Source organism: Aristophania vespae (assembly GCF_009906835.1).
Lineage (GTDB): Bacteria > Pseudomonadota > Alphaproteobacteria > Acetobacterales > Acetobacteraceae > Aristophania > Aristophania vespae.
This window is the reverse complement of the sequence record NZ_CP047652.1, coordinates 363250-386655: the sequence shown is the minus strand read 5'-3', so window position 1 is coordinate 386655 and position 23406 is coordinate 363250. Positions and strand designations below refer to the sequence as shown.

The following is a 23406-nucleotide window of genomic DNA, read 5'->3' as shown; positions in this document are numbered from 1 at the left end:
GTGCAATGAGGTCATGCTCTAGATTATGACTAAAAATGCAATTTCTGATCATTTAAAGCAAATTAATGAGCGTATCGGGCAAGCCTGCGTTCAATCACACCGTAATAATGGCGATGTTTCTCTCGTTGCGGTGAGTAAATTCCACCCCGCAGACTCCGTAATCGAGGCTCTCAAAGCAGGACAGCGCCTCTTTGGAGAAAATCGCGTTCAGGAAGCAGCAAGCAAATTTCCACAATTACGCGAGCACTGGCCCGATCTTAAGCTTCATATCATTGGAGGCTTACAGACTAATAAAGCCCAAGAAGCCTGCCAGATTGCCGATGTTATTGAGACCCTGGACCGCCCTTCTTTAAGCCTGGCACTAGAAAAAGCATCTCAGAAATTAGGCTCCCTTCCTGATTTGCTCATTCAGGTGAACACAGGAAATGAGCCTCAGAAATTTGGAATCGCCTTAAATGAGGCTGACTCTTTTATCGAAGATAGTCTTGAACGGTTTGGAAATAAAATAAAAGGACTTATGGCTATTCCTCCTTTTGATGAACCTCCCAAAAAACATTTTCAAATGTTGGCTAGATTGGCTAAACGCTTTGGGCTTAAAGAAATTTCAATGGGCATGTCAGCCGATTTTGAGGACGCTATTGCAGAAGGAGCAACCCTTATTCGTGTAGGGACAGCCATCTTTGGATCACGCCCTTCGAAAGATTCTGTTTAGATTTTGGCTATAATAAGGGGTTAGCTTTTTAAGCCTTATTCCGATGTAGCATGTCGAATAACTTGATAATGCCTCTTTTTGTTTTCATTAAGTGACAAATAAAGATAATCTCTCCGCTTTCTAAGGCCGCAGGATTTTTTCTATGACTGAACATGATGGCTTGTCTTTTGATCATAATTCTTCAGACGCCAGCTATCCTAACTCTTTAGGACGGCCGACAACTCACCCTGTGCAAAGCCCCCCTCACGGCGGGCCTAGCACCACTAAACCCAAAGGTTTGGGCGCTATGCTCGGCGTTTTGGGAGTTGTTTATGGTGATATTGGTACAAGCCCGCTTTATGCACTGCAAACGTCAGTTCATAATGTTGGTTCACATATTCAGCCATGGGAGATAATGGGCATAACCAGCCTGACCTTTTGGGCGCTCATGCTGGTTGTGACCATCAAATATGTCTCACTTGTCATGTGCGCTGATCATAATGGCGAAGGTGGTATCATTGCCCTCATGTCATTAGCTCAACGCGTTTGTAAATCACCGCGTATGCGCTGGCTAATTGGCTTTATCGGCATTGCAGGAACTTGTCTCTTTTTTGGTGATAGTATCATCACACCTGCCATTTCTGTACTCTCAGCCATTGAGGGTATTGAAATTTCTGTGCCTCAGGCAAAAGAATTTGTTATTCCTATGGCCTTAGTGGTGTTAGTCGGGCTTTTTGCAGCCCAGGCACTAGGCACAGGACGCATCGGACGGGCTTTTGGCCCCATTATGCTTGTTTGGTTTTGTGTTCTGGCCGTATTGGGTGTGCGCGGCATCATTCTTTACCCCCACATCCTTATGGCCCTTTCACCTTGGCTGGCCCTTAAATTTATCGCCACTCATGGCGTCATTTCTTTTTTATCTCTTGGCTCAGTCGTGCTGTCAGTAACAGGTGCAGAGGCTCTTTATGCCGATATGGGACATTTTGGGCGCTCACCTATTCGCTATGCCTGGCTGTTTCTCGTTCTGCCTGCCTTGTCTCTCAATTATTTTGGTCAAGCCGCACAGCTAATTCATAACCCCAGCACAATCGCCAACCCCTTTTTCCATCTTGGCCCTCATTGGCTACAAATTCCAATGCTGATCCTGGCCACCATGGCTACCGTCATTGCCAGTCAGGCAGGTATTTCTGGTAGTTTCTCCATTTGTCGCCAACTTATTCAGCTTGGCTATTTGCCACGCTCACGCATTGTGCACACCAACCCCTATGAAGAAGCACAAATCTATATTCCTTCTTTAAATTGGTTACTTGCTTTTGGCGCTCTGCTACTCGTTGTTTCGTTCCGTTCTTCAGCAGCTCTAGCTTCTGCTTACGGTATTGCCGTGACAGGTACATTTTTATGCACATCTGTTCTTTCAATGGTTGTGTTCAGACGTATCTTTAAATGGGCTCCCTGGCTTGTGGCCTGTGTTTTCGGCTTCTTTTTTCTCATGGACGGCACGTTCTTCTCAGCAAACGTGCTCAAAATTCCTGAAGGAGGTTGGGTACCACTCTTTATAGCCTTTATTTGCACGTTGATCATGACCACTTGGAAAAGAGGACGTAATTTACTTCGCAGTCGCCTTCAGGCCGACGCAATTCCAATGGGGTCCTTTTTGACACGTTTAACTCAATCAAGAACCATCCGTGTTCCTGGGTGGGCTGTGTTTTTAACAGCTGCCCCAGAAATCGTGCCCAATTCTCTGCTTCATAATTTACGCCTCAATCGCGTTTTACATGAGCATGTTATTTTTGTTACCGTACAAACGCTTGACCAGCCCGAAGTCACTATTGACCAACGGCTGGAAATAACTGAATTATCTCCCAATATTTACAGAGTCATCGTGCGTTATGGCTTTATGGAAATGCCAAATGTGCCCTTAGCACTTGGGCAACTCTCTGACCGCGGAATGGATTTTGACCCTATCCAGGCATCATACTTTGCCTCTCACGATCTCGTCTTCCGCTCTAAAGTACCTAAAATGTCTCTATGGCGTATGTGGATATTCCTCTATCTTCTTAATAACGCAACGCCAGCGACTGAGTTCTTCCGTATTCCTCCAGAGCGCGTTATGGAGTTTGGCGTACGTATAGCGATTTAGGATCCCGTGTCACAATCTTTAGCTCTTTATATTCACTGGCCTTTTTGCCTAGCAAAATGCCCCTATTGTGATTTCAACTCCCATGTGCGTGAAAAAATCGATCAAAAAAGATTTGCTCACGCACTTTTACGCGAACTCACTCAGGAGGCTGAACGGCTTAATAAAGATGGAAAACGGGTTCTAGGCTCCATTTTCTTTGGAGGGGGCACCCCCTCTTTAATGGAGCCCCAAACTGTTGCCTCGTTAATTGACACAGCCCGCCAAGTTTTTTCTTTCGAAAATGATCAGCTCGAAATCACTCTGGAAGCCAACCCAACCAGTGTAGAAATTGAAAAATTCAAAGAATTTAGACAAGCCGGTATTAATCGTGTTTCTTTGGGAATACAAAGCTTAAGAGAAGAGGCATTACAAGCCCTAGGTCGCCAGCACTCTGTAAAGCAGGCTCGTGAGGCGCTAGAGTTAGCGAGAAAACTCTTTCCACGTATTTCTTTCGACCTCATTTATGCAAGACCACACCAAACACTAACAGACTGGCGTTCCGAGCTTAGAGAAGCCCTAGACATGGCTGCCGACCATCTCTCATTATATCAGCTCACTATTGAGCCAGGGACCAATTATGAAGCTCTCTACAGGCAAGGTAAAATCACTCTTCCTTCAGATGAGCTCGCAGCAGATTTATATAAACTTACTGAAGAAGAAGCTGCTTCTTTTGGTCTATATGCTTATGAAGTTTCTAATTATGCCAAAATTGGTTCTGAAAGCCGACATAATTTAGCTTATTGGCATTATAAAAATTATCTTGGTATTGGCCCCGGAGCCCATAGCCGCCTTACCTTAAACCATCAGCATTATGCCACCAGACGCCATAGAGCGCCTGAGCCATGGGCCGCTTTAGTTGAACAAAAAGGAACAGGCACAAAAGAAGAATTACTTCTTTCAATCCAAGATCAGGCTAGAGAAGCTTTGTTGATGGGGTTACGCTTAAAAGAAGGTATATCTGTTTCGCGCTTTGAACAGCAAATTGGCAAAAAACTCACTGACTGTTTAGACGCTTCAACACTTCAGGCCTGTTTGGAAGAAAACTATCTTATATTCGACCAAAAACATCTACGCACAACAGCCGAAGGACGCTTACGTCTTGAACTTATTTTAGCGCGCCTTGTTTTATAAAGCCCTAAATACATAGATAGTCATAATATTTTAAAGAGGAGGAAATCAGGATAGTGTTACATATGATCAAACTGGCTGTCGGATCCTCTTCTATTGAAGAGCTACAAGAGTGGGTTTTACAACAGAGATACAAACAATATAGCTTTGTAAGAACAAGAACCATGCCCAAACGGGCTGAAGAAATTTTAGCTGGGGCTCGATTTATCGCGTCATAGATGGCCTTATTCTCTGCCGCCAACCTATTAAAGCTTTTGAGCCTTATACGCGCGAAGATGGCAATCAGGGCACTCTTATATTAGTCACACAAGAGGTCATCCCCGTTCAGGCCCGCCCGATGAGGCCTTTTCAGGGGTGGCGTTATTTCAAAGCTGAAGATGCCCCTCCAGATCTTGACGGCTCTGATTATAACAATGGCATTAATCAACTCACACCCGAATTTAGGCGCCATCTCACTGAGCTTGGATTACTCTAAAGCTATATTCCTCACAAAGTGAGGAAAGATTTTTCGTCATAGGTGCAAATGATCTCATGGTCTCACTAACCCGCACCGTGAAAAGTAGGAAACTGGTCAGAAGATCTTAATTGCCAAAATTGAACTAGCTATCCTACACGCACCATATATTGAAGAAACGCTCATAACTGCATAATATATTTGATATGGTGATAACAGCCTAAGCTCTAGTTTAAAGTGTAGAAAAGCCCATCACCTCTGACACGATCAGGCACCAGAAACATACAGATTGCTATCCCTATTCTTTTATAAATGCCCTTAACTTACATAGACCTCTGGCTCTTTTCACTACGACTAAAGAAACTATCTGACCAGACTGCTTAATCTGCGGTTCATCCCTCGGCACGCAGAAAACACGTTTTACCGGTAAAACCAGTTACTGACGGTTTTCATGTTCATATGGCAGGGAATATTGCCATAACGACTTTGCTAACTCAGCCAGCTAGAGGGCAACGGATGTCGGAATATCTAATTTTCTATTTATCTAATAGCGAACGGTTATCCTGTAACAATTAAACATTCGCACCAGATCGCATCGTGACTAAGTAGCACTTCCAAATAGGTCTTTATAGTATCGCCATCCGTAATTTATTCCCAGATATTGAGCTATGGTCCTATATGAAATCTAATTATAGAACCAATTACCGCAGCGGCTCATCCCCACACGCGCAGGAAAAACTAACGTTAGGATTATTTATTCTTCAACCGTTCGGTTAATGTCCAAACGTGCAAGAAAAACCTTTATACATCGCTTTGGCTAACTGTAGCTCTAGGTTCATCTCTACACACGCAAGAAACACTAGGGCTGCCCGTTCAAGAATTTTTTGACGGTTCATCCCCACGCATGCGGGAAACATGACAGATATTGCGGTGCTACACTTGAGGCCGCCAGTTCATTCCCGCACGCACAAAGAACAGTCTTGCAGTAAAGTTTTACCGGTAAAACCTGATTATGGGCGGTTTTCGTGGCCGTGTGGTAGAGGATTTTGCGTCAGTGGATTAGCTGACTCAGCAAAGTCGCAATGGGTGAAGGTATTTCTATTTTCTCGTTGATTCAGTAACGTACGGTTGTCGCATGACAGTTTAAAATGCGTACCAGATCGCGCTATGACCAATGCAGTGCCTCTAGACATGTTTTAATTTTGTCTTCATCCACAATTATCTCCAGATATTGCACTGTGGTCCTATATAAAACCCGATGGTTCGTCTCGCCAAATGCGGAGAATATAGTGTGATTTTTTCAATAGTGGAGGCAATTGCAGCTTCATCCCAGCACGCGCGGGAAACACTCTTGTTGGAAGCTATTGTTATTTAAAGAGAAATTCCCTATCAAGAAATCTACCGAATTTTTTGCCCTATTTTTAGGCAAAAGACACGCTCTTGCGTGAAAGAAAATGTCCCATATTTTGAAAACAGATAACAATTAAAAATATGATTTCAAAGGCTACAAGCAGTCAGAAAAAAAGGAGGCTAAAAGCCTCCTTTTACTAAGAGATCACACAGTATAGACCAGCTTACTGACCACTAACAATGCGCTCTACTAGCTCTTTAACTGTAGGAACATGGCCATTTGCGTAGAATGGATCCTGTGCAAAACGCCACGCAGTAGTGCCTCCAAACATGAGATTCTGATCCATAAATGAGTCAGCATCTTGTTCTGTCATTTCATCAAGGTGAGAGACCGCCTGCAACGTTTTTTGTATACAAAAGGAGCGCGGATCGGCACGCTGTCCTGTTGTATATTTTGGCGCTTTTTGGCTCCAGTTAGAGAAATTACATTGTGACAGGCAGCCCATGCAGTTTGCCTGATCCGTAATAATCACTCTGGCACATTCAGGCTCAACAAAAATAAGCGTCTCATCTGGGGTGCGAAGCGCTTCACTAAAGCCAGCCTCCACCCACTGCATTACGCGCTCACGATCTTCTTGCGTGAGGAAAACCTCTCGCCCTCTCGCACCGATAGCGCATGCTTGGTCATAATGCGCTTCTGGTGCCGTTTTGTAAGGAACTTGGCGCTCAGAACGCTGACGTAATTCCTGAATAAAACCATTATTCACCGCAGAGGAATAAAACCCTGTGGGTGAAAAGCGGTTTAAATAAACGTCACCCTTTTTAAGAGTAAGAAGACGTCTTTTCCAGGCATCTGGAATAGGACTTTCTTTTGTAAGGAGTGGCCTTGTACCAAATTGGAAACCAATCGGTCCTAGCTCGGGATTGTCAATCCAGTCTTCCCATTCACTTAGCCACCAGACGCCACCGGCCATAATAATGGGGGTCTCACCCAAACCATAGCCGCGCATAATGCGCCTTAATTCTATAACACGTGGTAGAGGATCTTCAGGCCGACGTGGATCTTCAGTATTTGAAAGTCCATTATGCCCCCCTGCACGCCAGGGATCCTCATAGACGACGCCGCCTAAAAGCTCAGCATTACGTGAAAAAGAGCGGCGCCATAATGCATTAAAGGCCCGACCAGACGATACTATCGGGTAATAATGAACCCCAAAACGAGCAGCAATCTCACTTAAGCGATATGGCATTCCCGCACCGCAGGTTAAACCATGTATAAGGCCAGGAGCGCCCTCCAATATGCCTGAAATGACTTCCTCAGCGGCGCCCATTTCCCACATAAAGTTAGCGTGTATTCGCCCTTTACCACCTGAAATGTCATGGGCAATTTTCGCCTGGGCTATGCCACCTTTAATAGCATAGCGCACAAGCTCTTCCTGGCGTTCACGACGTGTACGACCATGATAAATTTGTGGTATGATGCGTCCTTGCTCATCATAACTGTCAGCATTGACAGCAGAAAGCGTACCTATGCCCCCTGCCGCTGCCCAATGCCCGGCCGACACCCCCGTAGATACGGAGACACCTTTACCACCTTCGACCAGAGGTAATACCTCCTGGCCGGAAAAACGGATGGTGTTAATCGACTTCATAGAGGCCTGGTATCTCCGTATTTAGTCTCGTAATCCTAAGGGGATAAAACATATCCCCTGCTCTTGTCTATCAGTTGATTTATTCGGCATCACGACGAGGGCGACCCGCTTTCTCACCAACTGACTCTGTTATATCGGTACCAGTTTGTTGATCGACTACCCTCATGGATAATTTTACTTTTCCACGATCGTCAAAACCGATCACTTTCACCTTAACCTGATCCCCCTGCTTTACAACATCTGTTGTTCTGGCAACGCGACCTGCTGCTAATTCAGAAATATGCACCAAACCATCGCGAGGGCCAAGGAAGTTTACAAACGCGCCGAAATCGGCTGTTTTAACGACCTTACCATCATAGATACGGCCAATTTCTGGTTCAGCAACAATAGATTCAATGCGACTTACAGCCTTTTGAGCCTGTTCATCATTATTGGCAGCGATCGTAATTGTACCATCATCACCAATATCGATCTTAGCACCTGAATATTCAACAATCTCACGAATAACTTTACCACCGGAGCCGATCACATCGCGAATCTTCTCCTGAGGAACGCTCATTGTCATGATTTTAGGAGCGTTGTTAGACACATCAGAACGGACTTCAGGTAGAGCTTTTGCCATTTCACCAAGAATATGAATGCGGCCTTCGCGTGCCTGCTCAAGAGCAATTTTCATAATCTCAGGTGTGATGGATGTAATTTTAATATCCATCTGCAAAGCGGTGATACCATCAGTCGTACCCGCTACTTTAAAGTCCATATCCCCAAGATGATCTTCATCACCCAGAATATCGGTTAAAATAGCATATCCACGCTCTTCTTTGATCAGACCCATGGCAATACCAGCCACAGGGCGCGGCATTGGCACACCAGCATCCATAAGAGCTAGTGATGTGCCACAAACCGTTGCCATAGAAGAAGAACCGTTGCTCTCTGTAATTTCCGAAACAACGCGAATGCTGTAGGGAAATGCTTCTTTAGAAGGCATGAGTGGGTTAATAGCACGCCATGCTAGCTTACCATGGCCAATTTCGCGGCGGCCTGGTGAGCCCATACGTCCACATTCACCTACAGAATAAGGAGGGAAATTATAATGTAGCATGAAGCGTGAACGATATTCACCTTCCAGCGCATCAATAACTTGCTCATCCTGGCCTGTGCCTAATGTCCCAACAACCAGGGCTTGTGTCTCGCCACGTGTAAACAGAGCAGAACCATGTGTACGGGGCAGCAAACCAACTTCGGCAACGATAGGACGTACTGTCGTCAGATCACGGCCATCAATGCGAATGCCTGTTTTGAGGATAGACCCCCGAACCACCTGAGCTTCAAGATCTTTGATCATTGGCTTAGCAAGCTCTAGATCAAAACCTTCTTCTTCAAGAATCTGGGCAATGCGCTCTCTTGCTTCACCCACCTTCTCGACACGAGCTTGTTTGCGGCGTTCTTTATACGCCTCAACCATGATCTTATTGCCGACTTTCTCAACCCGTTTACGCAGACTGACTTCTTCTTTTGTCGTTTCTGGTAGGGGCCATGGGGCACGAGCTGCGCACTCAGCCAATGATATAATGGCATCAATAACAGGTTGGAAACCTGTATGACCAAATATCACAGCCTCAAGCATACGCTCTTCTGAAAGTTCCTGAGCTTCTGACTCGACCATAAGCACGCCCTCGGACGTACCTGCAACGACGAGATCTAGCTCACTTTCTTTAACCTCAGAAATAGTCGGGTTAAGGACAAATTCTCCATTAATTTGGCCAACGCGTACACCTGCAATAGGGCCAAAGAATGGAATACCAGAAAGTGTCAGGGCTGCTGAGCACCCAATCATGGCTGCAATAGCAGGGTCATTTTCCATGTCATGGCTCAGTACGGTTGCCACGACCTGAACTTCATTTAAGAAGTTTTCTGGAAATAACGGACGGATAGGTCTATCAATCAGACGCGAATTAAGAATTTCAGCTTCTGAAGGGCGACCTTCTCTTTTGAAAAACCCACCTGGAATTTTGCCAGCTGCGTAAGCTTTTTCTTGGTACGTAACTGTAAGTGGGAAAAAATCCTGCCCTGCTTTGACAGTTTTAGCGCCAACAGCTGTACAAAGGACGACCGTATCACCATAAGTGACCATAACGGCGCCATCAGCCTGACGGGCAATTTTTCCTGTTTCCAAAATTAGAGGGCGACCAGCCCACTCAATTTCTTTGCGGAAATAATCAAACATGCTCTTTCCTTTCGAGCTAAATTTCCGACTACAGAGTGCACAAAGATAGTGAGCAGCGTTTCGGACGGCATGGCGGGGAAAACGGATTCATCACTCCGTTACGACACCATGTGGCCTGAAACGCTAACCGATCACTGTACCTTTTGCCTCTCTCCATAATCATTATAAAAACCGGAGAGCCCGTAAGCCCTCCGATTATAAAACCTTAGCGGCGTAGACCGAGGCGTTCAATCAGGGTCTGATAACGATCCTGACTTTTACGCTTCAAATAATCCAGCAAACCACGACGACGGCCAACCAGCATCAAAAGACCACGACGTGAGTGGAAGTCTTTTGCATGTGTTTTAAGATGCTCTGTGAGGTTCACAATACGCTCTGTCAACAAAGCAACCTGCACTTCTGGTGAGCCTGTATCATCTTGAGTAAGACGGTATTCAGCGATCAATTCCGTGCGGCGTTCAGGTGTAATCGACATCATTTTCTCCAAAAAATAAATGGTTTTCAAGCATACGTACGGCCTTGAGCTGCCCCTCTTTAAAGCGACAAAGGCCGATAACGTGTCCTTCCACAGTTACACGCCACAAAGGATTCGCTTCGTGGTCCTGCAAAGAAGCTTCTTTCCACGAAGAGGCATTGACTGCCTGCCCGCAAATTAAAGCTTTTCCCTCAGCTTTAGTCACAGCCAACGCCGGGATGTCGACCAGCGCGGTTGCAACTTCCAACAGAGGAACTGGAAGAGTCTGTGACTTGTCTCTAGTTTCGCACGTTTTGTCTAGTACTATCTCATCAATGCTTTGAGAATGAGACAAATCAAAAGGCCCACATTGTAAGCGCCGTAAGACGCTGATATGCCCGACTGTGCCACAAGCCAGAGCAATATCACGCGCTAAAGAGCGCATATAAACGCCTTTTCCTGACTGTACTTCAAAAATAGCCTTATCGGGATCAGGACGCTCAATAAGTGTGACCGAATCGATACGTGCTGGCCGAGGTGGCAATTCGGGCGGTTTTCCGGCACGTGCTAAATCATAGGCTCTTTTGCCCCCTACCCTCAAAGCAGAGAAAACAGGAGGAACCTGCATCACGTTACCGCAAAATTGCGGCAGGGCAGCTCTTATTTCATCATTTGTTGGTCTATGGTCCGAAAAAGCAAGAGGCTCGCCCTCACAATCATCAGTGGTGCGACTTTCCCCGAAAGTAAGCGTAAAGCGATAGCGCTTTGTCGCATCCATAATATAAGGAATTGTCGCAGTGGCTTTTCCAAAAGCAATAGGTAAAACACCCGAGGCTAAAGGATCAAGAGTGCCGCCGTGACCCGCCTTTTTTGCATCAAAAAGACGGATCAGCTTATTGACCATATAAGTAGATGTAGGGCCAAGAGGCTTGTCTAATATAAGCCAGCCATTGATTTCGCGCCCACTTTTGCGTGCCATAAGGAGCGATTAATCCTCTTGCTCTAAAGGCTCGTCTTTTAGGTCACGCTGCACAGCAGGAGAACGAATAAGTGTTTCAATTTCCATAGCATGATCTAAAGAGGTATCAGGCTGAAAATGAAGTTCCGGCACAATACGAAGCCTTAAGGCACGAGATAGAGCCGTGCGCAAAAACGGAGCTACCCTCTTTAGAGCCGGTAATATAGCCTCAATATCACTGCGCCCCAGACGTGAGACAAAAACAGTTGCATGTCGAAAATCAGGCGACGTACGAACCTCAGTTACCGTGACCTGAGCATCATGTAATTCTGGATCACGAAATTCTGTACGGGTAAAAACGCCAGCTAATACCCGTCTTACTTCTTCATTAACACGACGCTGGCGCATTGAAGGGCCTGTGGGATCTTCTCCTACAGGCCCTGAAAAGTCGTATTGAGAGCGTTTTTTCAAGTGGGAATCACTTCCATTTCAAAACATTCAACGACATCTCCCTCACGTAGATCGTTATAACCTGCGAAAGAAAGACCACACTCATAACCACGAGCAACTTCTTTTACATCGTCCTTAAAGCGCTTCAACTGACTTAATTCACCTTCGTGAATAACGACGTTCTCGCGTAGGAGGCGAACACCACAGCCACGTTTGACCACGCCTTCTGTGACATAACAGCCAGCAACTTTACCAACCCGGGTAATGCTAAAGACCTGACGGATTTCAGCATAACCAAGGAATTTTTCGCGATGTTTCGGCGCAATTTTTCCTTTAACAAGCTGCTCAACATCATCGGCAACCTGGTAAATAATGGAATAATAGCGAATATCAACGCCTTCTTGGCGAGCTAATTCACGGGCCTGCGTTGTCGCACGAACATTGAAAGCCACGATTACAGCATTGGATGCCTTAGCAAGCTGAACATCGCTCTCCGTGATTTGACCCACTGTTGCATTCAGCACACGAACAATCACTTCTTCATGTGACAGTTTTTGCACAGTAGCAGAAACAGCTTCGGCTGAACCCTGAACATCAGCTTTTACCAGAAGTGCAACCTCTTTTTGCTCTCCTGCCTGAATACGAGCCAACATCTGATCCAGTGTGCCGCGCGCAGCAACCTGATGTGCATTGAGTTTTTCGCGAATGACACGCTGACGGAATTCACTGATTTCACGTGCACGTGAATCACTCTCAACGACAACGAATGGTGAGCCAGCATCAGGCACGCCCGTCATACCCAGTATTTCAACGGGCATTGATGGGCCAGCCTCTTTGCTCTGACGCCCACGATCATCTAACAGAGCGCGGACACGGCCCCATTCTGCTCCGGCCACAACAATATCGCCGCTATGAAGGGTACCCTTTTGAACCAGAACAGTAGCAACTGCACCACGACCGCGATCAAGTCGGCTTTCAATAACAGCGCCTTCTGCAACACGATTTGGATTGGCTTTGAGGTCAAGAATTTCAGCCTGGAGCGTGATAGCTTCTAATAGCTTATCCAGCCCTGTTTTTTTCTGTGCTGAAATTTCAACATCCTGTGTATCACCACTCATGCTTTCCACAACAATTTCGTGGTTAAGCAGTTCGTTGCGCACACGGTTAGGATCAGCCCCTGGCTTATCCATTTTGTTAATCGCGACAATAACAGGAACGTTAGCTGCCTTGGCGTGTTTAATCGCTTCAACAGTTTGTGGCATAACACCATCATCTGCCGCAACAACCAAGATCACAATATCAGTGACAGAAGCACCGCGAGCACGCATTGCCGTAAAGGCTTCGTGGCCAGGTGTGTCAATGAAAGTAATCTTTTGCTTAGAAGGTAACGTAACCTGATAGGCCCCAATATGTTGGGTAATGCCCCCAGCTTCACCCTCAGCAACAACAGCCGAGCGCAATGCATCAAGAAGTGATGTTTTACCATGATCAACATGGCCCATAACAGTCACGACGGGAGGACGAGGTTGTAGATCTTCTTCGCGATCCTCAATACCCTCAATACCCAGTTCTACGTCACTCTCAGCAACGCGTTTAACGCGATGGCCAAATTCAGTAACGATCAATTCAGCTGTATCACCATCAATACTCTGTGCAGCTGTCGCCATAACACCCATTTTCATAAGCGCCTTGATGACTTCACCCTGGCGGGACGCCATACGGTTAGCAAGCTCAGCAACAGAAATTGTTTCTGGTACAATAACATCACGCACAACGCGCACTTGGTCAGAACGTAAACGTTCTAATTCAGCCTGACGGCGTTCACGATCACGTTGACGACGGACAGATGCCAGTGAACGTGTCTTACCGTCATCTCCTTCAATAGCCGCTTGAATATCAATACGACCTGAACGACGATCTTGATTACCACCACCTTTGCGTGATGATGAGCGACGCGATGATGCTGCGGAGGAACGACGCGCCCCACCGCCACCACCGCCGCCACCGCGCCGGCCTTCTTCTTCAGCCATAGAAGCTTCAAGAGCGGCACGGCCACTACGCAAATGAAGTGTCTCACTCGCTTTAGGAGTGCGCCCCTCATCACGAGGTGAGCGTGTTGCTACAGGCCGCTCTGGCATGATCGCACGCTCGGCCAGAGGACGAAGACGCTTGGTTGGCGCTGCCAACTGCACACCACCTGAAGGTGCATTGCCATAATCAAGCGGTGGAGGAGGAGCAGATTCTTCTTTCTTACGTTCTGCTTTCTTGGCTTCTTCTTCAGCCATAACTTGCTGAGCAACTTCCTGCTCTTCACGCGCTTTAGCTGCCTGCTCTTCAAGCTTCGCAGCCTCTTCAGCCTGACGGCGTGCTTCTTCTTCAGCTGCCGAGCGGATTCTAATTTTTTCCGCTTCGCGTCGTGCTGCTTCTTCCTCTGCAAGACGCTGCTTTTGCATCTCTAAAACGCGTTGGCGTTTTTCCTGCTCAGAGGCTGTCAGGCCGCGTGCTCCAGCAGCTCCACGGGCACGGCCTACACCACCACCCGCTGCTGAATTATTGCGCTTCGGACGTCTTACTTCGACGCGCACTTCTTTTGAGCGCCCGTGGCTAAAGCTCTGACGCACCGAGCCTGCATCTACTGTACGACCGACTTCTTTACGGCCGGCAGGACGCAAGGACAGGCGTCCACTCCTGCTCTGTGTTTCTTTAGAGGCTCCAGATTTAGGAGTCTCTGCCTGCTTACCGTCTTGATTGCGCTCGTTGCCGTCGCTCATAGTTCCGCCTGTTCCTTACTGACCCTTATAGGATCTGGGAGCGAAGTTTCAGCCACTCCCGAAAATCTCTTACAATCCGCCATAAGACGCTGTGCCAACGCCCCTGGTGCTATCACAGCATATACTGCTCGGTCACGCCCAAATGCTGAAGCAAGCACTCGCTCCGGCACCCATTCTACGGGTAATGACCGATGACCGGACATTAACCTACCAAGCTCATCACGACTGGCACCCAACGCACAAATGATAACACCAACCTTGTTCGCGGCGAGTCTTTCACGACACTTTTGAAACCCGCATACGGCTTCACCAGCACGCCGCGCCAAACTGATACCATCCTGGAGGCGATTTGCCAGCCCCTCTATTACAAAGTTAAGCAATCCTTGCGAAATTTGCACCTCTTTTCGTGCCGCCCGCGAAAATGCCTGTTTTAACTTCGCCGAGTCAAAAATCTCCCGCTCTGCTTTAACCCATAACCCTCTTCCTGGCAGACGGCCTGAAAGATCAGGCACAATCCGACCATCAGGCGCAATGACAAATCTTATCATCTGCCCTGGAGACTCATGAGAACGCGTGACAATACAGCGCCGCTCAGAGGACGAAGTTTTTTTTCGTCCTTTTACAGGCCCATCGTCAAAGTCGCAAAGATCATTCGTGCTCAGCGTCACCACCCTTTGAGCTGTCTTCCTGAGAAGACTCCTGTTCAAACCAATGTGCCCGAGCTGCCATGATGATCTCATTTGCATCATCTTCACTCAGCATATCACCGCCAAGCAGCTCAACAAGCTCATCACCTGCAAGATCAGCGAGGTCGTCTAGAGTTTTAATACCCTTTTCTCCAAGCTCTACAAGAACTTTAGGAGAAAAGACTTCCAGTGCAACCAAATCATCAGTCACACCTAACTCTTTACGCCGCTCATCAAGCTCCTGCTCACGCCCAATTAAATAATTATTGGCACGTGCCATGAGCTCTTCAGCCACAGTCTCATCGAAACCTTCGATAGAATGAAGGTCTGAAGGCTCTGCATAAGCAAGATCTTCGATTGTATGGTACCCTTCTGTAACCAGAAGACCAGCAATCACGTCATCAACATCGAGTGTTTCCACGAACTGATTGGTTCGTTTGCGGAATTCTTCCTGACGACGCTCTGATTCCTCAGCTTCGGTCAGGATATCAATATCCCATCTTGTCAGCTGACTTGCCAGACGCACATTTTGACCACGGCGCCCGATTGCCAATGAAAGCTGCTCGTCAGGAACAACAACCTCGACACGACCTGCCTCTTCATCCATGACAACTTTTGACACTTCAGCGGGGCAAGAGCATTTACAACAAAGGTTGCTGCCTGTGCACTCCAGGGAATAATATCGATTTTCTCTCCCTGAAGCTCGGCCACCACGGCCTGCACGCGCGAGCCGCGCATACCAACACAGGCCCCAACAGGATCGATAGAGGAATCGTGAGAGATAACAGCCATTTTGGCACGCGAACCTGGGTCACGTGCAACAGCTTTGATCTCAATAATTCCATCGTAAATCTCTGGAACTTCTTGGGCAAAAAGTTTTGCCAGGAAGCCTGGATGAGTACGAGAAAGAAAGATTTGAGGGCCGCGTGGTTCATCACGTACATCGTAAATATAAGCACGAATACGGTCTGAATTACGAAAGGACTCACGTGGGATTAGTTCATCACGGCGTAATAATGCTTCTGTACTGCCAATCTCAACCATGAGATTACCATATTCAGTTTGCTTAACCGTTCCGTTGATAACTTCGCCTACGCGATCTTTAAATTCTTGATATTGCCGCTTACGCTCATATTCTCTAACGCGTTGAACAATGACTTGTTTTGCCATTTGCGCTGAGATACGGCCAAAATCAATCGGAGGAAGCGGATCGATAAGATGCTCACCCAGCTTGATATCAGGCTGAAATTTACGTGCAATATGCAACGGAATTTGCGTATGTTCGTTATCAATCGCCTCTACAACTTCGGTCCAGCGACTTAAGCGCACTTCACCTGATTTGCGGTCGATCGTAGCGCGAATATCCTTTTCATGACCATATTTAGCACGACCAGCCTTTTGTATGGCCTGCTCCATGGCTTCAAGAACTTGTTCACGATCAATATTCTTTTCCCGAGAGACAGCATCCGCAACGAGAAGCAGCTCTGGACGAGTAACAGACGTGTCCATTAAATCGGACCTCCAACCAACATCAGACGGGTCATTAATTTTTCTTTCCCGTCTTTTTGGGGTTTAGCTTTGGCACGCGGCGTTTCTGATCACCTTCTTTAGAAGATTGTTCCAGTCCCGCCAAGGTAGCACATGCTTCAATAAGCTCATCGGTCAAAACAAGGCGGGCTTTACGCATTTCTGATAATGGCAGTAAAGCCTCTTCCCCATTATCTAACCTCAGAACAGCCGAGTCGTCTTTCACACCCATGACAATACCGGCAAAACGCTTCCGCCCATTAAGTGCGACATCCATTTCTGCCTTTGCCAAATGGCCAGTAAAGCGCTCCCAATCTTTGAGACGGGTTAATGGGCGATCAATACCTGAAGACGAAACTTCTAATGTCCAGGCTCCCGGGATGGGATCATCAACATCTAAAATTGCCCCAACAGCATGACTTATCTGCTCACAGTCATCTACAGAAATCAGAGAGCCATCAGCTTTGTCTGCCATGACCTGCACCGTAGGTGTTTCATGACCAAGCACTGAGAGACGCACCAACTCATAACCAAGGTCAACCAAGGTTGGAGCGATGCGATCAGCAATCTGCGCTTCCAGGCCACTGAGGCGTATAATCCCATGTGCAGACATAGAAGGCTCGCTTGTGTGTGAGTGTTGATCCAAAACAAAAAAGGCGGCCCAGATGGGCCACCCCCCAAAAAAGCGGAAGATGAAAGTAAACTTCTTGCTAAAATAGGCACCATTTTGGGAGGATGCAAGGTCTCATTTCAAGATCACGCTTTATTTAATATTCAGGTCAATGTTTGAAGCACCAACAAAAAGGGGTTTTACCGGTATTTTTAACTTTTCCCTTATAAAAAGACCTCTCGCTTCTTATCATATGCCTCACTATCTTAAAGCAGAGTCGCTCACTGAAACTGAGATGAGATAAAAAGAATCATGCTGAAATCCTTTATGCTCTTACTCAATAGAGCGATGCCTCTTCTTTTATTATTATTTGTTGTTCTTGCTTTTATTCAGCTCTTTATTTTTCTCCCTGTTTCATGGAAACATTTTGGAGATATTTTAAGGTTTGCAATTGATCGAGCCCGATTTTTCTTTCTGCCCCTGGCCCTATTCTTATTATCTATAGTTTTTATCGGCTATATTTATGAGGTATCATCAAACAGACTAGCGCGCTTAGGTCTTAGGCGGCGTAGAGGACCTCTTATTAGGCTGCTGGATTTTTTTACAAAGAGACAGGTTATTGATCATAAGCTAAGCCGACAGCATAAAGATGCCAGAATTGATTCAGGCGAGTTGGCTGCTGCCTTGAGAGCACGCATTATTGGGCAGGAAAAAGTCTGCGAGGATATTGCTCAGCAGTTAAAATTACGCCTTGCTTTAAAAAAACGAACTGGCCCTATTGGAGTATTTCTTTTTCTTGGCCCGACAGGAACAGGAAAGAATCTCCTCGCCCAGCAGGTTGCACATCAAATAGAAAGACCGTGTTTTTTTATTGATCATAATGCCGAAGCAGGGCTCATTAGCCAAATTGAATCAATCCTTAAACGCGATGCTGAAGCCGTTATTATCATCAAAGAAGCTCTCAAAATCTCTTCTGAGGAACAAGACCAGCTTTTAAGTTTGTGGCGTGGTGAATTGAGTGCAGCACGGCTTTCTAGCTCATTATCCCACCAGGCTTTATTTATTTTTACACAGACTATAGCAAACTCACTTTCCCTAGACGATCTCGACCTTTCAACAGCAGAAAAAAGACGGATGGAAGGGATAAAACAGGCACGTGAGATTGGTATTGCACCTGAACTGACGGCTTATTGTGACCGCATCTTTTTATTCCAACCCCTCAAAGATTATGATTTAGCCCGTGTTTCAGCACTCGCAATAGAGGCTCTTATTAAGCGTTATGGCCTGCATATAGAGGCTGGAGGGATTGATCCCAATATTATTCTTCCTCTTATCCGACAACAAAGAGAGCAAGATGCAGAGATTGCGACGCAGGATATTGTACGCCTTGTAGAAGATAAAATTGGAGAAGCACTTATCACTATGCGTCAACAAGGTTTTTCGACTGTTCGGCTACAGGAACAAGAGGGGCAAATTAACGTGCAAAATACATCGCCTGAGCAAGAGCGCCTAACACCAAACAGCTCGAAGGGATAAGATCATGCATAACTGTCTTTCTCTTTGGAAACGGGCTGCTTTATGGCGATTATCTCTGATTTTAAGTATTTTATGTTTTATTTTGGCGGCATATTTTCCGACAGACTCTTTGAAAAAAACATTTCCCTGGCTTCCTGGCCAGGAACATTTTACACAGCAGCACTCTTTTCAATCTAAAGACCAGTCACATGGAGATGCGCGCGAGCAGCTTTCTCTTCCTGATATGCAAAAAAGCTTTAAAGGGAGTATCACTTTAGCAGGCCATACCCTGCCTCTGCCTCACGGCGAATGGCACCCTGTGGTTATGGCACAAAGTGAGGAAGAAAACGGCGCTAATTTTATTGCCCTCATACGCCTAGATCATAGTGTCGTGACAGGTTTCATTACAGCTCAGCTTTCTCAAAAAGCGTTACCACCAATTTTAGCAGATGACATCATGACGCCCTGTCATGATGATAGAAATTATTTTACAACCAATAAAAATGTGCCAGGCCAAATTAATTGCTCATTTTTGGCTAATGCTGTCATGGCAGAAGATGTTGTAAGTCTTAACCCCTTTGTCCATGCTGCTATAAGCCGCATTAGAGATGCTGGCCTCCTTATTCCGCCCTTAATGATCACTGCGGGCTGGCGTCATGTCTCCCCTCTGCCCTCTGGGCAAATAACCGGCGCTATAGTGGATGTGTTATTAAGCCCCTTAGAGCAAGGCACACCTCGCCTTTTAGCGCCTCTTTCTCATTGGGATAAAAAAGTCCTTAACAAAGATCCAGCGGCTCTAAATTTTATTAATAAAGCAAAAGAATGGCTCCCACTTTGGAGTAATTTATTAGCTGAGGGTTATAATAATGTGCTCTTACCCAGTACTAGCAGTGGTGGGAAATTTGACCCAGCCTCTTTACGTTAAGAGCGTGCATTTTTCCTTTCTGAAAGCCTGCTCAACAGCCAGATAAGGCTCATATAGATAAGGAATATTTTTATGAAAATTGCTCTTATTGGGGGAGGTCCGGCCGCAATCATCACCGCTCTCCATTTATGTGAAAGACAATCCCATCAAGATTCGGCTCAGAATTTCGTCATAGATATTTATGAGCCATCTCAGAGCATGAGGGGTAACCTTTTAAAGGCTGCCTCCCTTACATGCTTCTCAACACAACTGTTGAATTCACTTTTACTGATCCCGATAATCCGCAGGAATTTCTGAATTATCTGAATGATGTTTTGAATTGTGATGTTAAGGGAGAAGACTTTGTCTCACGTGAATATTTTTATCAATTTCTTGAATTTAAAATAAGTCGTACGCCTAGATTTTCTCAATATGTTCATTTTATTCGTGAAGACGTTTTATCTGTAAAAAAAATCTCTTCTCACCCTCAAAAAGGATTTCTTCTTAAAACGGCACTTCAGACGCAGGCATATGATGCCTGCATTTTATGCTGTGGCCAGAATTTAAAAAAAATTTCCCCTAATCAATTTTCATCATCCATTATCAGTCCCTATCCTGCCTCTGCACTTAATCAGTTTCGTGATGAAAAGCTGCTCATTATTGGCAGTGGTTTGGCAAGCATCGACGTCTTGGTGCATTTATCAAAAAACCACTTTAGAGGTGAGATCGATCTTTTAACCCGATCAGCTGCATTGCCTTCTGTAAAGAAAAGAGATCCGGCATTACAAGTGCCCGAATTTGCGGCTTTTTTAGCAGACCATAATAAAGGCACTTCTAGCGGTTATGAAAAGCTAAATAGCCTTGTCCGAGCCATAGACTCTTATTGTCAGAAGAAAGGAAGTTCTCTTTCTTATTTTCAAAATTATAAGCCCAGCCTTACTGATCAGCTTCATTATGATTATGACCTATGTCGCTCTGCGCATAATATTTGGGAAGATATTATCGTCGATATTATTTATGCCCTCAATAACATATGGCCAGACTTAACTAACCGTGAAAAAGATTATTTTCACACTGATATTGAGCCTTGGCTAGGCCGCTTACTGGATGCCATGCCTCTAAAATCTGCTGACGCTATTTTAAAATTAGCTGAAAATGTGCCTATTCAGTTTGTGTCACATGAAAAAGCTACTCAGACTCACTATTCAGCGATTATTAACGCAACAGGTTTAGACAAACCTAGCACCTCTATTTTCTTGCAGTCACTTGCTCAAGATGGCCTGCTCTCTTTCAATCATGCAGGTGGGGTTAAAACATGCCCCCAAACAGGACGGACAAAAACAGCTCTTCACCTTTATAGCTGTGGCGCCATTAATAGAGGTGAGAGCTATACTTCTGGTTCAATTTACTGGACGGCCTTAACGGCTCAAAAAATTTCTCAAACCCTTTTGAGCCGTTAATGAAATAAGCCGTTTTAGTGATGTCCCTGATTTATTGCCTTACCCATGCGTTTTTCAGCCATACGCGCTAGGCGAACAAAGGGTAGCCCCACTAAAAGATAGGCTGCACCAACCATCAAGCCCGTCCCTATATAATCATAATAGGTCGAAGAAAGACGGATGTAAGTCTGGCTCAATTCTGTAAGTGTAATGACAGAAACAAGAGAACTATCTTTGAGCAATGAAATAAAATCATTGGTCATGACAGGCACCACAGTACGAAAAGCCTGTGGGACAATTACCAGGCGGAGGGCCTGAAATTGCGTCATATTTAACGCGACCGCCGCTTCCATCTGACCTCGGGGCACAGACAATAAACCTGCTCTATAATTCTCTGCCTCATAAGCAGCATAATTTAACCCTAAAGCGATTACACCAGCCAAAAAAGGTGAAAGACGTATACCAATCGCCGGTAAACCATAAAAGATAAACAGGACCTGGATTAGTAAAGGCGTGCCTCTTACAATTTCAACATAAATACCCGCTATGAACCGCAAGGGCGCAAAACCATAATGCCGGATTAATGCCAAAATAAGACCCAAAGCAATGGCAATAACCATTGCCAAAGCAGAAACTGCCAGGGTCATAACCATGCCTTGCCCTATCAGGGGCAAGAAGGTGACGTAGCGATGTAATAATGTTTTGATCCCGCTACCTGACATACCGGCCATAATGGTTCGATAGTCATTCCATGCTGTTGGCTCTACTTCAGACTTTGAATAATCGCCTGTATAATGTGCCATTTGTGGCGTCCACAGATTCCACTTGGCCAAAATATTGTGCAATGTCCCATTGTGAATGAGAGTGACAAGAGCCTCATTTACAGCATCACGTAATGCGGGATTATCTTTAGGAAAAGCAATGCCGTAAGAAACTTGTCCTATCGGTTCACCTGAGATTTCCATATCATCTGACAGATAATAAAGAGCTATAGGTTCATCGATCAAAATGGCATCTAAACGACCTGTCCGTAAATCAGAAAAGAGATTTGTCTCTTCATCATAAGCACGCAGACTTTTCGGATCTTGTTGTAATAACATGCGTTCGGCAGCGGTATTTTTAATTGTGCCGACAACGTGCCCCTTAAGAGACTCTAAAGTTTCGAGTTTCTTTCCCTCTTTCAACACCACAATACGATCAGTTGTCACATAATATGGACGACTGAATAAGACAGCTGCCTTATGTTCGGGTGTCATTTCTATGCCATCAATCACCATGGGATAGAGGCCGCGCGACAGGCCAGGAATAAGTCCTTCCCATCCATTTTGTACAAATCGTGACTTACGGTGCAAAAGAGGGGCTATGGCCTCCATGAGGTCATATTCAAAGCCAACAATACGACTCTCTTTAGCCGGGTCGTGGAAGACGTAAGGCACATTAGCCTCACCATCCGAGGCCCAGGGCAGATCTGTCTCACTATGTGCACCGGGAACAGCATAACCTCCATTTTCTGCATATGCATTTGTCAAAAATGAAGCAGAGAACGTTAGGGCTATCAGCAGAAAAGCGGGGCGCAAACATACACGCCATAAGTGTTTCATGACAGGATTGTCCTTAGAAAACGACGTGTACGAGCTTCTTGAGGATGGGCAAAAATCTGGTCAGGATCACCACTTTCAACAATGGTACCTTCTTCAAGATAAAGCACCCTATCTGAGGCAGCGCGCGCAAAACGCATATCATGTGTAACGACGATCTGCGTCATACCCTCATTATCCAAAGCACGCATGACCGATAAAACTTCTTCAGAAAGTTCAGGATCGAGCGCTGAAGTTGGCTCATCATAGAGCATAACTGAAGGTTTCATTGCCAGGGCACGAGCAATGGCAGCGCGTTGTTTTTGCCCTCCAGAAAGACGATCTGGATAACGATCTTTAACGTTTTTTAGCCCGACTTTTTCAAGCAATTCTGTGGCTATGATTTCTGCCTGATTAGCGGCTATTTTCTTAACGTGAATGGGCGCCAACATCACATTTTCCAGCACTGTGAGGTGCGGAAACAAATTAAAGGCCTGAAACACCATACCCACATGAGCGCGCAAACGATGAGCATGTGCCTCATCTTGGCGGGTCCATCGACCATTACAGCTTAGGCTCACATCCTCAATACGCACTTCGGCTAAATCGGGGTGTTCCAAAAAATTAAGGCACCGCAAAAAAGTTGATTTTCCGCAGCCTGAGGGCCGATAATAGAAATCAACTCTCCTCGCTCGACATCTAGGGAAATTCCTTTAAGAACATCCTGTCCGCCAAAAGATTTGACGATATTTCTCGCCTGCAACACCAGATCTGTCAGTTTCAGTGTATCCTTATTTCAAGATATAAGAGTTACAATCTTTGCCCAGCAATTTG

The 23406-nt window shown here is 45.8% G+C and carries 15 protein-coding genes and 6 pseudogenes; 9 read left to right on the top strand and 12 right to left on the bottom strand.

Translation table 11 applies throughout. The features are described 5' to 3' along the window. Window positions 1-25: 25 nt before the first annotated feature. The 4 genes and pseudogenes from GT348_RS01780 (at window position 26) to GT348_RS09650 (ending at window position 4473) form a co-directional block, all read left to right on the top strand. On the top strand, window positions 26-712 hold the full coding sequence (locus GT348_RS01780; protein ID WP_160618260.1) for a YggS family pyridoxal phosphate-dependent enzyme: 687 nt from the start codon (window positions 26-28) through the stop codon (window positions 710-712). A 142-nt stretch (window positions 713-854) separates the two neighbouring features. Continuing rightward, on the top strand, window positions 855-2831 hold the full coding sequence (locus tag GT348_RS01775) for a potassium transporter Kup (RefSeq protein ID WP_160618259.1): 1977 nt from the start codon (window positions 855-857) through the stop codon (window positions 2829-2831). Window positions 2832-2837: 6 nt separating this feature from the next. After that, window positions 2838-4001: a radical SAM family heme chaperone HemW gene (gene hemW / locus GT348_RS01770; protein ID WP_160618258.1), complete on the top strand. Its 1164-nt coding sequence runs from the start codon at window positions 2838-2840 to the stop codon at window positions 3999-4001. Window positions 4002-4054: 53 nt separating this feature from the next. Further along, window positions 4055-4473 (top strand): annotated as a pseudogene (locus tag GT348_RS09650) (DUF1489 family protein). 1553 nt (window positions 4474-6026) lie between these two features. Here GT348_RS09650 and GT348_RS01760 read toward each other — a convergent pair. The 10 genes and pseudogenes from GT348_RS01760 to rimP form a co-directional block, all read right to left on the bottom strand. Beyond that, on the bottom strand, window positions 6027-7454 hold the full coding sequence (locus tag GT348_RS01760; RefSeq protein ID WP_160618257.1) for an NAD(P)H-dependent flavin oxidoreductase: 1428 nt from the start codon (window positions 7452-7454) through the stop codon (window positions 6027-6029). Between the two features lie 79 nt (window positions 7455-7533). Next, the gene (gene pnp / locus GT348_RS01755) at window positions 7534-9681 is read right to left on the bottom strand and encodes a polyribonucleotide nucleotidyltransferase (RefSeq protein ID WP_160618256.1); all 2148 of its coding nucleotides are present in this window, start codon (window positions 9679-9681) and stop codon (window positions 7534-7536) included. Window positions 9682-9886: 205 nt separating this feature from the next. Continuing rightward, window positions 9887-10156: a 30S ribosomal protein S15 gene (rpsO, locus tag GT348_RS01750; RefSeq protein WP_160618255.1), complete on the bottom strand. Its 270-nt coding sequence runs from the start codon at window positions 10154-10156 to the stop codon at window positions 9887-9889. Beyond that, window positions 10140-11114 (bottom strand): tRNA pseudouridine(55) synthase TruB, encoded by a 975-nt coding sequence (truB, locus tag GT348_RS01745; RefSeq protein WP_160618254.1) that lies wholly within the window; start codon window positions 11112-11114, stop codon window positions 10140-10142. Before truB ends, rpsO begins: the two co-directional genes overlap by 17 nt. Before the next feature lie 9 nt (window positions 11115-11123). Beyond that, window positions 11124-11564, bottom strand: a complete 441-nt coding sequence (gene rbfA / locus GT348_RS01740) for a 30S ribosome-binding factor RbfA (protein ID WP_160618253.1) — start codon at window positions 11562-11564, stop codon at window positions 11124-11126. After that, window positions 11561-13741 (bottom strand): annotated as a pseudogene (infB, locus tag GT348_RS01735) (translation initiation factor IF-2); the annotation flags it as partial. The pseudogene infB and the gene rbfA, both read right to left, overlap by 4 nt. Window positions 13742-13842: 101 nt before the next feature. Continuing rightward, a pseudogene (locus GT348_RS09765) lies at window positions 13843-14314 on the bottom strand (translation initiation factor IF-2 associated domain-containing protein); the annotation flags it as partial. Then, window positions 14311-14982: an RNA-binding protein gene (locus GT348_RS01730; RefSeq protein ID WP_236646545.1), complete on the bottom strand. Its 672-nt coding sequence runs from the start codon at window positions 14980-14982 to the stop codon at window positions 14311-14313. The gene GT348_RS01730 and the pseudogene GT348_RS09765, both read right to left, overlap by 4 nt. After that, window positions 14963-16509, bottom strand: a pseudogene (nusA, locus tag GT348_RS01725) (transcription termination factor NusA). The gene GT348_RS01730 and the pseudogene nusA overlap by 20 nt, the downstream one beginning before the upstream one ends. 34 nt (window positions 16510-16543) lie before the next feature. Next, entirely contained in the window at window positions 16544-17140 is a 597-nt protein-coding gene (rimP, locus tag GT348_RS01720; RefSeq protein ID WP_160618250.1) for a ribosome maturation factor RimP, read from the bottom strand. Window positions 17141-17161: 21 nt separating this feature from the next. On the opposite strand from rimP, the gene GT348_RS01715 reads away from it, so the two are divergent. From GT348_RS01715 to GT348_RS01695, 5 genes and pseudogenes are all read left to right on the top strand, one after another. After that, a complete protein-coding gene (locus tag GT348_RS01715; RefSeq protein ID WP_160618249.1) occupies window positions 17162-17317 on the top strand; it encodes a hypothetical protein in 156 nt (51 codons plus the stop codon). Window positions 17318-17449: 132 nt separating this feature from the next. Then, window positions 17450-18190 (top strand): annotated as a pseudogene (locus tag GT348_RS09760) (AAA family ATPase); the annotation flags it as partial. A gap of 487 nt (window positions 18191-18677) precedes the next feature. Next, window positions 18678-19577, top strand: a complete 900-nt coding sequence (locus GT348_RS01705; RefSeq protein ID WP_160618247.1) for a hypothetical protein — start codon at window positions 18678-18680, stop codon at window positions 19575-19577. Between the two features lie 72 nt (window positions 19578-19649). Next, window positions 19650-19874, top strand: a complete 225-nt coding sequence (locus GT348_RS09645; protein WP_160618246.1) for an FAD/NAD(P)-binding protein — start codon at window positions 19650-19652, stop codon at window positions 19872-19874. Then, the gene (locus GT348_RS01695; RefSeq protein ID WP_160618245.1) at window positions 19811-21016 is read left to right on the top strand and encodes an FAD/NAD(P)-binding protein; all 1206 of its coding nucleotides are present in this window, start codon (window positions 19811-19813) and stop codon (window positions 21014-21016) included. The genes GT348_RS09645 and GT348_RS01695 overlap by 64 nt, the downstream gene beginning before the upstream one ends. 14 nt (window positions 21017-21030) lie before the next feature. Here the strand turns inward: GT348_RS01695 and GT348_RS01690 are convergent, their stop codons facing one another. Both GT348_RS01690 and GT348_RS01685 read right to left on the bottom strand, forming a co-directional pair. Beyond that, a complete protein-coding gene (locus tag GT348_RS01690; RefSeq protein WP_160618244.1) occupies window positions 21031-22596 on the bottom strand; it encodes an ABC transporter substrate-binding protein/permease in 1566 nt (521 codons plus the stop codon). Continuing rightward, window positions 22593-23338, bottom strand: a pseudogene (locus GT348_RS01685) (amino acid ABC transporter ATP-binding protein). Before GT348_RS01685 ends, GT348_RS01690 begins: the two are co-directional and overlap by 4 nt. Window positions 23339-23406 lie beyond the last annotated feature (68 nt).